This is a genomic window from Calidifontibacillus erzurumensis, assembly GCF_013303125.1.
Classification (GTDB): Bacteria; Bacillota; Bacilli; order Bacillales; family Bacillaceae_J; genus Calidifontibacillus; species Calidifontibacillus erzurumensis.
The window spans coordinates 1-12,677 of sequence record NZ_JABTTE010000029.1; the positions used below are offsets into that span (position 1 = coordinate 1).

General features: G+C 35.3%; 11 protein-coding genes. 5 read left to right on the forward strand and 6 right to left on the reverse strand.

The genetic code is table 11. From position 1 onward, the window contains the following. Positions 1 to 130: 130 nt before the first annotated feature. From HR057_RS15335 to HR057_RS15350, 4 genes are all read left to right on the forward strand, one after another. Entirely contained in the window at positions 131 to 742 is a 612-nt protein-coding gene (locus tag HR057_RS15335) for a DNA-3-methyladenine glycosylase (RefSeq protein WP_173732320.1), read from the forward strand. Between the two features lie 462 nt (positions 743 to 1,204). Continuing rightward, the gene (locus HR057_RS15340) at positions 1,205 to 2,365 is read left to right on the forward strand and encodes an iron-containing alcohol dehydrogenase (RefSeq protein ID WP_173732321.1); all 1,161 of its coding nucleotides are present in this window, start codon (positions 1,205 to 1,207) and stop codon (positions 2,363 to 2,365) included. 97 nt (positions 2,366 to 2,462) lie between these two features. Then, positions 2,463 to 3,983 carry an acetaldehyde dehydrogenase ExaC gene (exaC, locus tag HR057_RS15345; protein ID WP_173732322.1) on the forward strand — a complete coding sequence of 507 codons (1,521 nt, stop codon included), beginning with the start codon at positions 2,463 to 2,465 and terminating at the stop codon, positions 3,981 to 3,983. Positions 3,984 to 4,004: 21 nt separating this feature from the next. After that, positions 4,005 to 4,367 carry a DUF779 domain-containing protein gene (locus HR057_RS15350; protein ID WP_173732323.1) on the forward strand — a complete coding sequence of 121 codons (363 nt, stop codon included), beginning with the start codon at positions 4,005 to 4,007 and terminating at the stop codon, positions 4,365 to 4,367. 339 nt (positions 4,368 to 4,706) lie between these two features. On the opposite strand, the gene HR057_RS15355 is transcribed toward HR057_RS15350, so the two are convergent. Together HR057_RS15355 and HR057_RS15360 are read right to left on the reverse strand one after the other, a co-directional pair. After that, positions 4,707 to 4,922 carry a hypothetical protein gene (locus HR057_RS15355; protein WP_173732324.1) on the reverse strand — a complete coding sequence of 72 codons (216 nt, stop codon included), beginning with the start codon at positions 4,920 to 4,922 and terminating at the stop codon, positions 4,707 to 4,709. Positions 4,923 to 5,364: 442 nt separating this feature from the next. Continuing rightward, on the reverse strand, positions 5,365 to 5,817 hold the full coding sequence (locus HR057_RS15360; protein ID WP_173732325.1) for a hypothetical protein: 453 nt from the start codon (positions 5,815 to 5,817) through the stop codon (positions 5,365 to 5,367). Between the two features lie 200 nt (positions 5,818 to 6,017). On the opposite strand from HR057_RS15360, the gene HR057_RS15365 reads away from it, so the two are divergent. After that, positions 6,018 to 6,959 (forward strand): EamA family transporter, encoded by a 942-nt coding sequence (locus HR057_RS15365; protein ID WP_173732326.1) that lies wholly within the window; start codon positions 6,018 to 6,020, stop codon positions 6,957 to 6,959. Positions 6,960 to 7,029: 70 nt separating this feature from the next. Here HR057_RS15365 and HR057_RS15370 read toward each other — a convergent pair whose 3' ends face one another. From HR057_RS15370 to HR057_RS15385, 4 genes are all read right to left on the reverse strand, one after another. Continuing rightward, positions 7,030 to 8,526 carry a sigma-54-dependent transcriptional regulator gene (locus HR057_RS15370; protein WP_173732327.1) on the reverse strand — a complete coding sequence of 499 codons (1,497 nt, stop codon included), beginning with the start codon at positions 8,524 to 8,526 and terminating at the stop codon, positions 7,030 to 7,032. An 11-nt stretch (positions 8,527 to 8,537) separates the two neighbouring features. Continuing rightward, entirely contained in the window at positions 8,538 to 10,205 is a 1,668-nt protein-coding gene (locus HR057_RS15375; protein WP_173732328.1) for an ATP-binding protein, read from the reverse strand. 64 nt (positions 10,206 to 10,269) lie between these two features. Then, complete coding sequence (locus tag HR057_RS15380) at positions 10,270 to 11,418, reverse strand: iron-containing alcohol dehydrogenase (protein WP_173732329.1); 1,149 nt, start codon at positions 11,416 to 11,418, stop codon at positions 10,270 to 10,272. 428 nt (positions 11,419 to 11,846) lie between these two features. Then, complete coding sequence (locus HR057_RS15385; protein ID WP_173732330.1) at positions 11,847 to 12,449, reverse strand: hypothetical protein; 603 nt, start codon at positions 12,447 to 12,449, stop codon at positions 11,847 to 11,849. Positions 12,450 to 12,677 lie beyond the last annotated feature (228 nt).

The window sequence follows — 12,677 nt, forward strand, 5'->3', positions numbered from 1 at the left end:
AAATTTGATGTAAGACAAATCGTTTTTAAGTTAAAACTAGTAAATACACCACGTTCATTCCTTTTACTAAAAAAAGAAAAAGTACCCACTCTTATGACCTGCATATTTCAACTGGCTTAGGAGGATTTTCATGGATGAGGATGTTTTGCTGCAAACATTCAAAGTGAAGGAGCGAAATTTTTTTGAGCAGCCTACACTAGAACTTGCTCAAAGTTTGCTAGGATGTTTATTAATTAAAAAAACAGTGGAAGGCATTTCAGCCGGCTTCATTGTCGAAACTGAAGCATATATTGGACCCGAGGATCGGGCCGCCCATAGCTATCAAAACCGACGCACAAAAAGGACGGAAATCATGTTTCATGAAGCAGGTCATGTCTATACGTATCAAATGCACACCCATTGTTTAGTCAATGTTGTCAGCGGTAAAAAAGATATGCCCGAAGCTATCCTTATTCGTGCGGTAGAGCCTTATCATGGCATCGACCTAATGAAAAAAAGAAGAAAAATAGATGATTTGAAAAATTTAACGAATGGACCAGGAAAATTAACGAAAGCACTTGGAATAACAATGGAAGATTATGGTCGCACTTTTTTACAGCCACCGCTAATGATCGCTGATGGTTTTACTCCCGATTCTATTTCACAAGGAAAAAGAATTGGAATTGAAAATACTGGCGAGGCAAGAGATTATCCTTGGCGCTTTTGGGTTACAGGAAATCCGTTTGTATCAAGGCATAAATAATTATTGTAGGAAGCGTGTTAACAAATCCCTGCTTGCAAATCTTATAGATTTTAATTACTTTTAGGTTAATGAAAGAAAGATCGCATGTTCTTATATGAAAATTAATCATTCAAACTATAAAAGACTACTCTTTCAAGTGGAGTAGCCTTTTATTTATGTTTTCCTCTATTGTTGATATTCGCTTTTCCCCGCTATCTTTTAAACAAATGTTTAATAATTGAAATAAAGCTACAATTTTTTGTGAATGCGGCCACTTTTTTGGACAAATACGCCGATTTTTTGGCGTAAAATTCTCTTTCCCCTCCCCCCTATGTATAAAGAAATTTTTAAAACCTGCTAGAAACGCCTAGTAATTCTAATGTTTATTTTTTATTTTCTTATTTTTTCGAATTTTGGCATGATTGTTGCATCTATATTTAGCGAATTCAAAAAAATTTATTTTTTTAAGGGGGAGACTTTTCTATGGCAAATCAAAAAGTTTATGGCTTCTTTATGCCAACGGTCAATTTAATGGGAGTTGGAGCAATCAATGAAGCTGGGCCAAGAATCAAAGCACTAGGATGCAACAAATCTTTACTCGTAACTGATAAGGGGTTAAGCAACTTAGGTATCGCAGAAGAAATTGCATCTATCATTCGTCGTGCTGGTGTCGAAGTTGCTATTTTTGATGGTGCTGAGCCAAACCCAACAGATCTAAACGTAGAAGCTGGGTTGAAAATGTATCGGGACGAAGGATGCGATTCTATCATTTCCTTAGGTGGCGGAAGTTCACACGATTGCGCAAAAGGTATTGGACTTGTTGCATCTAACGGCGGAACCATCCATGACTACGAAGGAATTGACAAATCAACAAAACCGATGACCCCGCTAGTTGCTATTAATACAACAGCAGGTACTGCTAGTGAAATGACTCGTTTCTGTATCATTACTGATACTGCAAGAAAAGTCAAAATGGCAATTGTTGATAAACATACAACTCCATTGATTTCCATCAATGATCCAATGTTAACTGTTAAGATGCCTGCATCATTAACAGCAGCAACAGGTATGGATGCGCTTACTCATGCGATTGAAGCTTATGTTTCTACAGATGCTACACCAATTACAGATGCTTGTGCTTTGCAAACTATCCGTTTAATTAGCCAAAATCTTCGAGCTGCAGTTGCAAACGGTGAAGATATTGAAGCTAGAACAAACATGAGCTATGCACAGTTTTTAGCTGGAATGGCATTTAATAATGCTTCTTTAGGTTATGTTCATGCTATCGCTCACCAATTGGGCGGATTTTATAACTTACCGCACGGGGTTTGTAACGCTATTCTATTACCGCACGTTGAACGTTTTAATTTAATAGCTAAACCTGAACGCTTTGTAGATATTGCTGTTGCTTTCGGTGAAAATGTAAGCGGTTTATCTACACGTGAAGCTGCAGAATTAGCACTGACAGCGATCGAAACTCTTGCAAGAGATGTAGGTATTCCAGAAAACCTAACAGTGCTTGGAGTAAAAGAAGAAGATATTCCTGCTTTAGCTGAAAATGCGATGAAAGATGCCTGCTCGTTTACAAATCCTCGTAAAGCAACTTTAGATGATGTACAAGGAATGATTCGTGCAGCAATGTAATATATCTTAAATGAGCTATAATTTTTCGCTCTAACTTACCCACTGTAATAATCTTCGGTGGGTAAATCCTATTAAACTATAAAGGGGAGAGTAATCTGTGATTTATGCAAATCCAAATACAAACGGAGCTATCGTACATTTTAAGGAAAAATATGATAACTATATTGGAGGCAAATGGACTCCACCAGTGAAAGGGCAATATTTTGAAAATATCACTCCTGTAACTGGAGAAGTGTATACGATGGCTGCCCGCTCTACTGTTGAAGACCTTGAGCTGGCTTTAGATGCAGCCCATGCAGCAAAAGACTCTTGGGGAAAAACTTCAGCAGCAGAACGCGCCCGTATTTTAAATAAAATTGCTGATAGAATTGAAGAAAATCTAGAAATGCTCGCAGTTGCTGAGACTTGGGAAAATGGTAAAGCAGTGCGCGAAACGTTAAACGCTGATATTCCATTAGCAATTGACCATTTTCGCTATTTTGCCGCTGCCATTCGTGCACAAGAAGACCGAATTACTCAATTAGATAATGATACCGTAGCTTACCATTTCCATGAGCCGATCGGTGTTGTTGGACAAATTATTCCATGGAATTTCCCAATTTTAATGGCAGCATGGAAATTAGCGCCAGCATTAGCTGCAGGCAATACCGTTGTTTTAAAACCTGCAGAGCAAACACCTACTTCTATTATGGTTCTCATGGAACTCATCGAAGATTTACTTCCTCCTGGTGTTGTTAACATCGTCAATGGCTATGGTTTAGAAGTGGGCAAGCCACTTGCAACAAGCCCGCGGATCGCAAAAGTTGCCTTCACTGGTTCAACAGCTGTTGGCCGTCAAATTATGCAATATGCATCTGAAAATCTAGTCCCAGTAACACTTGAACTAGGTGGAAAATCTCCAAACATCTTCTTTGAAGATGTCATGAGTGCAGATGATGAATTTTTAGACAAAGCCATCGAAGGATTGGTAATGTTTGCCCTTAACCAAGGTGAAGTTTGTACTTGCCCTTCCCGTGCGTTAATTCAAGAAAATATTTACGATCAATTTATGGAGCGCGCTTTAGAACGTGTAAAAGCGATTAAAGTCGGAAACCCGCTCGATACTGAAGTTATGATGGGTGCACAAGCTTCCTTGGAACAAAAGGAAAAAATCCTATCCTACATTCGTTTAGGTATTGAAGAAGGAGCGCAACTATTAATTGGTGGTGAGGAAAATCGACTTGGCGGCCATCTTGACAATGGTTATTATATTAAACCAACCATTTTCAAGGGCAATAATAAAATGCGAATCTTCCAAGAAGAAATTTTTGGACCTGTTCTCAGTGTGACTACATTCAAAAACTTCGATGAAGCCATTGAAATTGCAAATGATACGATGTATGGCTTAGGTGCTGGCGTATGGACTAGAAATGGCGATTTAGCTTACCGTGCTGGTCGGGCCATTCAAGCAGGCCGTGTATGGACAAATACTTACCATCAATATCCGGCTGGTGCTGCATTCGGCGGTTACAAAATGTCAGGTATTGGCCGTGAAACTCATGCGATGATGCTTGAACATTATCAACAAACAAAATGTATACTCGTCAATTATAATAAAAGTCCCCTTGGTTTTTTTTAAATTCGAAAGGGTGTCATAAAAATGGTAGAACGTGTTGTTGCAACAGACAATGCACTTAAATTAATAGAAAAAATCCGAAAGAAACATGGTGATCTTCTATTTTATCAATCAGATGGTTGTTGCGACGGTGCTGCACCAATGTGTTATGGAAAGGATGATTTTTATATAGGAGATTCGGATCTATATCTTGGATCCATTGGAGGCGTTCCTTTTTATATTCATAAAAAACAATATGAATATTGGAAACATACACAGTTGATTATTGATGCCATACCCGGTAGAGGTGCAACCTTTTCTCTTGATAGCGTGGAAAACATGCATTTTATTACCCGTTCCCGTGTATTCTCAGAGGAAGAATACAATGAAATTAAAAAACTGTCATAATTAATGAATAAAACACCCCTTAAGTCCTTGTTGTCAAAACTTAATTATATTTTAGGACATAACATATTTTATTCGCCTAATATGTTATGTCCTTTTTTTCAACTACCACCTTCGTTTATATTAAAAGGTTACCTAGAATTGAAATTATTTCTGATTGTTACAGTCATCCTCACCTGTGAGACTTGATCCCGTCAACTCCCCCATACTTATAGAAACAAAATGGAGGCTGATTGGGACTCTGATCTCGTATAACAAACGAAGCTATGAAACTGTTTGCAGATTTATATTCTGTTGTTTCATTCCTAACTTTATATGGTTCACGACCTTAGGAAGACATTTCTAATCCTGTTTGTTATTTAATAACTTTTCCACTTTCCTTTCTAAATCTTCAATTCTAGATACCAGTTTTATAAAAATTGTAACTATCACTGCTAACACGAATGCAATAAAAATTATTAAAACCCAAGCATTTTCTACTATAAATCCGATGAAGAAAATGGCAAACATCCAACAAATAATTATAGAAACTAAAAATATTCCAATAAATTCTTTCAATTTTAAATACCTCCTTCATTTAAAAATGTTCATTTCAGATTTTCTTACTAATGCGCACAATCTTCAGATAATTTTTGTTTTACTTCCGAAACATTTTTATGCCTAATTATATTTTCAGCAATGAACATTTCTTTTTTCCTCTGATTGAATAAATCTTCTTTGATTATAAAAAATGATTGCCAAAGCAATATCTCCGTTACTACTCTTAAAATATATCTTTTCACAATCTAATGACGAATCAGAAACAATAATACTATAATCCAATAGATTCGTATTTTGCCCTCAACATGATTTCTTATTAGACAACCTGCTCCGTTTGGTAAAATAACTACCATGATCTTCCGGCCACAACCCAGAATGAAATTACTTTCCGTCAACATTTTCACAGAAAAAGCAATTTCTTTATTTAAGCATATCCATTGGTTAAACTTTGTTCCATACACTACTCAATGGAAAATACTATTTTTTGAATCCCTAAGTTATATTGATCAACTGCTGGGGATACAGTAATTTCATATGTCCCCTTTGGGTAGCCACTTAAATGCAACCTATAGTCGATTCGTTCATTTGGTTTTAATACTAATTTTCTTGGTCTATTTCTCTTTTTTAAGTCTACATGTTCAGTTGTTCCATCGGGGGAAACTTCTTCTTTGTATGTCAAATACTGTAAAGAGTAATTATATTCCAGCCAAGTGAGGAATTGTAATTCAGCTTCATTTTTGCCTATATTCTCAAGACTGAAAATAAATTCTCTTTTTCCCTCAATAATACCGTTATCCCTTAATTCGGTTAATATTTTTGGAGTTTCTTCAGTTTGTTTATCATTTTTAATTATTAAAATAGAAATAAATCCTATAATAAAAATAATCGAAAACAGTGCTAATACCTTTTTCAAAAGGCCCTTCCCCTTTAACTAATTTTTTTTAACCAAAATCTCCGATAACCATATTTTACCATAAATACACTTTCGGTAATTTAATAATTTTTTTGCCATAAACAAACAAATATGTTATGTTCTTCTTGTTCTAATTACGCATGCCGGTTGTTTAAATATATTCCGTAACATTATTTATACTTGTAAAGGTGGAGAATTCATTGAATAGACGAAAGGGAATTGTTCTTGTTATAACGGGAGCAATTTTTTGGGGGATTGGTGGCACAGTTGCAAATAAGCTTTTTCAACAGTTTCCAATCGATGTAGATTGGTTAGTAACAATCCGATTGCTAATAGCTGGTTTTTTACTATTAACTGTTCAATTTTTCGGAGAAAACCGTTCCCAAATACTAGGTGTTTGGAAAACTCGAAGGACAGCCACTCAATTGATGATCTTCGGGTTACTTGGTATGCTTGCCGTTCAATATACCTATATGGCTTCCATTAAACATGGAAATGCTGCTGTTGCAACACTATTACAATATTTAGCACCTGTTATGATCATCGTATACTTAATTATCCGAAAACAAACGGTTCTCACAGGAAAAGATTTGTTAACTGTTACTCTGGCTTTAGTAGGTTGTTTTTTCTTATTAACAAACGGCTCTATTTCTCAATTATCAGTGCCAACACTTGCAATTATTTGGGGTGTTCTATCTGCAATAACTTTAGCATTTTATACTCTATATGCAGTTCCGTTACTGAAGCTATACGATTCTCTTGTCATTGTCGGATGGGCTATGATCATCGGTGGTTTCGCGCTAAGTTTTATCCGTCCACCTTGGCAAATGGATTTTAATAGCTTAACTTTAGAAGCTTATTTTTATTTAGCCTTCGTCATCATAATTGGTACGATGCTTGCATTTTGGTTCTTTATGAAAAGTTTACAAATACTGTCAGCTAAAGAATCAAGTCTATTAAGCAGCATAGAGCCACTAGCAGCTGTTCTGACAACGGTCTTTTGGTTAAAAGAACCGTTTGGTTTTTTTCAATGGGTTGGTACAGCTTGTATCATTGGAATGATATTATTGTTGGCTTTAAATAAAGAGTCTTCTTCAAGAACTACCCAATCTAAAAAAGAAGAGCCCCTCAAAGTTAGTTGATGAGAGGGGCTTTTTCCAATAATGCACTTAAACATCAGCCAACATAAGTGTAAATGATTCTTTATTTTTCTCATTGCGTGTAGTGTTTCTTTTCCGTTAACAAATAACGTAATTGGCGTGGTGTTATTTTCAAGAGTTTCGCTGCTTCTTTTCGATTTCCCATTGTGCTAATTAAAGCTTTTTTTATAAAAGCTTTTCCAGTTACATTCTCTAATTCTTTTATTTTCTCTTTTATGATTTCTAAAGGAATTGTCTGTTCACTTTGCCAATATAAAAGCAATTCAGCATTCCATTGATCTAAATATTTTTTTAAATTATTGAAATTAGGATCTTTCCAAGTTTTTTCGCGACTATTTATTGGATCAAGAAATGATTTTTTTACTTCTATTTTTTCTTCAATTTCTGTATTTTGGGCATTTTGTATAGAACGTGGCAAATAATCTTTCGTAATTTGTGTTGTTTCCCCTTCCGAAAGGGTAATCGCCCGCGTGACTACATTGACAAGTTCCCTGATATTGCCTGGCCAATGGTAGTTCTCTAAAAGCTCCATAGCCTCATTTGTAAATGTTAAATGTTTGGCATCATATTTCTCTAGGAAATAGTTTATTAATAGCGGAATGTCCTCTTTCCTCTTTCGTAATGGTAATATTTCCAACTTCACAACATTTAACCGATACAATAAATCTTGGCGGAATTTCTTTTCTATAACAGCTTCTTCAAGATTCACATGGCTGGCTGCAATGATTCGAGCATTTGTCCGAAATATTTTTTCACTGCCAACTCGCATAAACTCGCGTGTTTCCAAAACGCGGAGCAATTTTACTTGAATGGCTGGCGACGCTTCAGCAATTTCATCTAAAAATAACGTTCCGGAGTTAGCTAGTTCAAACAAACCTTTTCGAAGCTGCGTTGCACCGGTGAACGCTCCTTTTTCATGACCAAAAAGTTCACTTTCCAACAAAGATTCGGATAAAGCCCCACAGTTTACCCCAAGAAATGTTTCATTCGCACGGCGACTTGCTTCATGAATATATTTTGCCAAAACTTCCTTCCCTGTTCCTGTTTCCCCTTGGATTAGGACGTTAATATTTTTCTTGGCAATCTTGTATGCAATTGTAATTAAATGCTCCATCTCTTCATTATTGCCTGTAATAAAACCAACTTCTTGCGCGAGGCGCTTTGCTTCATTTTGAACTATCGATACATCATTAGAGAGCATTTCATCAATTAAAGCTTCTAACTGATCAAGATCATCAAACGGTTTTTCAATGTAATCATTAGCACCAAGTTTTATAGCTTCAACAGCTGTCTTTACTGTGCTGAATCCAGTCATAACAATGACTTTGCAATGAGGCTGCTTTTCTTTTAATTTTTTTAAAATCGTAAAGCCGTCCGTATCCGGTAATTTCACATCAATCATTGCCAATTGAAACGTATGTTGATCGATTAATAAATCACTTTGTTGCCCGCTAAAAGCTGTTTTTACAGTAAAACCTTTACTGGATAAAAAGTATTCTAAAAATGTGCATACTTCCCTCTCATCATCGATAATAAGTACATGTGTCATACAATCATTCCTTATCCATTATGGTCTTGATTACGTACAGGCAATAATAATGTAAAGGTGCTGCCAACACCAACTTGGCTTTCTACCTCAATCGTACCTCCATGCATTTTGGCAATCCCTAGGCTAACAGATAGCCCCAGTCCTGTTCCCTTGCTTTGCTGTTTTGTCGTATAAAAAGGCCGAAAAATTTCAGATAGATCGTTCTCTTTAATCCCGATGCCGTTATCTTCCACTTTTAAAGTAACAAAATGTTCTCCATCATTTTCCGCTATACCCGTTTTAATTAAAATTCTCTTATCGCGATTTGAAGTGGCTTCTACTGCATCTTTTGCATTTAATAGAAGATTAATAACGATTTGTTCAATCTGCTGTAAATTACCATCAATGGCTGGCAAATTATCAGCAAGATCAGCCACAATCTTTATATTATGCCTTTCAATTTGATAGGATATTAAACTTAATACTTGTTTTACAGCATCATTAATAAAGCATTCTCTCGGTAAATACTCATCCTGTCTAGAGAACGTTAATAAGTTCCGAATAATATTTTTGCAACGGTCGCCACAATTTTTTATGTCTTCTAATAGCTTAAAGGAAGGGTCATTTTTATCTACTTTTCGAAGTAATAACTGGGAATTTCCTAAAATGGCTGTTAACGGACTGTTTAGTTCGTGTGCTACACCAGCGGCCATTTCACCCAACGCAGCAAGTTTCCCAGATTGAATTAATTGGGCTTCGGCATGAAGTTTTTCTGTAACATCTTTCATATATAAAATGACGCCATACTTTTCATTTTTATCATTATAGACGGGATACATATAAATATCGCAAATCCGATCATTATTTAATTTAACTTGTGCATAAGTAGTCGTGTTCGTTCGCAAACTTTCTTCCAGAAGATCTTTCTCTTCCTCACCAAAAAGTTCAAAACATTTTTTTCGATAAATTTGAGAATCGGTCAAATTAAAAAACTTGCATACTGAGTCATTAAATCTTAAAATCGTACCGTCCATATCTACTACTATGATCATGTCTAAAACAGACCGAAATGTTTCTTCCCATTCTTTATTTCCGCGTAAAACTTCATTATAAAGCCTTGAATTTTCAATACAAACCGCAAGTTGATCAGCCAATTGCTGTAAAAATAAAATATCATTTTCTTCACATTCGATTACTTTTTTACTTCCGATGCTGAGGACACCAATAATTTTCTTTTTACTAATAAGAGGAAATAAAAAAACACTTTTTATTTGCAATTTCGAAAAAGTTTCTTGCTCTATAGAAGAAGCAGAATCGTTTGGAAAGCGGATTTGAGCAGCTTTTCCGGTTTCAAAAACTTTCCAATACGATGAAAATTCTTTTGGTAACGCTTCCCCAACTTTAACTATAAATGAATCTGAAGGAAAAACATTGGACAATATTAATTGGCCGTCTTCATATAGAGATAAGCTTAAACGGCTAAAGCTGTACAGCTCTTTTAACTTATTCAAAATATTTTTAAACATATCATCCAAACACATGTCTACATTAAAACTTTTCATGACATCATTAATAATTTCAAGCATCATGTTTTTCTTTTTTAGCTTCGCATTTATTATTTTTAATTCTGTATAGTAGCTCCGTTTCGATGATTTAACGCCAGTCAATAGGTCAATCATCTCTTGTTTACTTTTTAACATATTCTAAGACCCCCCACCCGGCAATTCCCACTTACGAAGTAATACGAATTTTAATCTATAGAAATTATAAGGCTAGCCTAAATAATTGCTCGATATCCTCTAATGTTACATCCCGTGGGTTTGTAATCATGCAGGCATCCTCAAGGGCAATTTTACTCATAGCATGGATATCATCCTCTTTCAAACCCATATCGGAAAGCCGCTTAGGAGCACCTATTTCCGAGGATAATACCCTTACTTTTTCAATTGCTTTTCTCCCAGCCTCCGACGGATCCATACCGCGTACATCTATTCCCATCATCGCTGCAATATCCATAAAGCGTTTTGGTGTTGCAATAAAATTAAACTCCATAACATGCGGCAACAAAATGGCATTAATATCCCCGTGCGCTAACGGAAAACGTCCTCCAATCGCATGTGACATCGCATGAACAGCACCTAGTATAGCATTCGAAAATGCCAACCCAGCTTGGAGACTTGCCATCGCCATCGCCATTTTAGCTTCCATATTTGTTTTAGAGGCAACGGATGGCCGCAAATATTCTGATACGAGTGAAATTGCGTTTTTCGCTTGAACATCTGTTAAAGGATTTGCTGCAACACTAACATAAGCTTCGATCGCATGAGCAAGGACATCCAAGCCAGTGGATGCCGTTAAGCCTTGATTTTTTGTAACTAATGTATTAGGATCTACAATTGCAATATCTGGAACTAATGATTTTGAAATGATCGTCATTTTCTTCTGTCTAATTGTGTCGACAATGACAGAAAATTGCGAAACCTCAGAACCTGAACCCGCTGTCGTGGAAATCATCACCATCGGTGGCAACGGCCGCTTAATTTGGTCGACCCCTTCATAATCAGAAATATGGCCGCCGTTTGTTGCTACAATGGCAATAGCTTTCGCAACATCCAAGGCACTGCCGCCACCTACACCAATAATAGAATCACAATTATTACACTGGTAAATTTCCTTCCCTCGTTCAACTTCAAAATCTTTTGGGTTCATAGTAATATTAAAAAATGTTGCGTAATCCAAACCTACTTGACGACAATTATGAATGACTTTTTCCACCCATCCTGCTTCCACAACACCTACGTCACTTACAATGAGCACTTTTTTCGCTCCAAGTCTCAAACAACTTTCACCAACTTGATCAATGGAACCGATACCAAAAATAATTTCAGGAGTTACAAATTTTCTAATTCCCATTCCAAAACTCCTTTTTATTAGATTAATATATCTTTTCTGTTAATCTACAAAAAGAATCTATAGAATTATCATATAAAAAGATTACTATTTTTACAAATGCGAATTTTCAGACGTTTGATAATATAGAGCATTTTTACTATTATATTCTGTTCAAATCGTATACACTTTTTTAGGCACCCTAAATTGAACTTTCGGGAAAGATGATTGAAATAGAGACAACTGTCGAAAAAATATTGTAGAAACACATCATTTGGAGAGAAAAATAATTCTTTTGTGCAAGTGAAGATTTACTTAGGAGACGGAACAATTCACCCAAATAACTCCTTCATACTATCTATTGGCTATTTCCTTATAAAAATCAATGTAACTTAAGACATTTTATAAATAGAATTTTTTACATTCCACCGTTTAATAAATTACATTTAATGTTAATAAGTTACAATTTTAAAATTATCTCTAACAGGAACTTCAGTATTCATGTATTCAAGAGATTCTATAACTCTAAAAACATCCGAGTATATACGTAGTTCATCAGCTTCTCTACTAAGATTTTTAATACTATTTCCATAACAAAATTTCCAACTTTGTAAATAATCTTCTGTATACAATATGCCAACCACAAAATTTTCATCATCATTAATTCTTTTTACATAATCCTCATAGGAAAGTTCGTTCTCACTTTCTGTAAAAGTTATAAAAGGTAAATAGGAGGCTTTTGTTCCTATAAAAAAGATAGGAATTTTACTTTGTCTATAAATTTTTTTGTTCTTGATATTTGCCGCTTCTGATAAATAATCTGGCATGATAAAAACTGCATCATAAGAATTTAAATCAGCATTATATAAAGATTCAAATGTCATTTCCTTAAATCTCACTTGTTCTTCACGTATAACAGGCATATTTCCAATAACAATAATACGCAAAGCTTTTCCCTTATATAACGTTGCATCTTTACTAATTGGTTGTTCACAGGCACTTACAAAAAAGAAGGAGGTTAAAAGAATAATTGTGAGAATTCCGCTCCATTTCATTTTTTCTTCTCCTTAACTGTTTTATAAAAAGGAAGGGAATTTATGTAACTCGTTTGAAAGTTCTTTAAAAAGTCTTTAGGTTATGCAAAACCACAATCAAAATGTTATTTCCACTTCATAACATTTAAATATAGGTGACGATTATGTGAAGGTTCCCTCCCTATATCATGCCCTTTTATACTATAAACACTAGATCGTTATTACATCCAAATCTACTAAAAACAAATT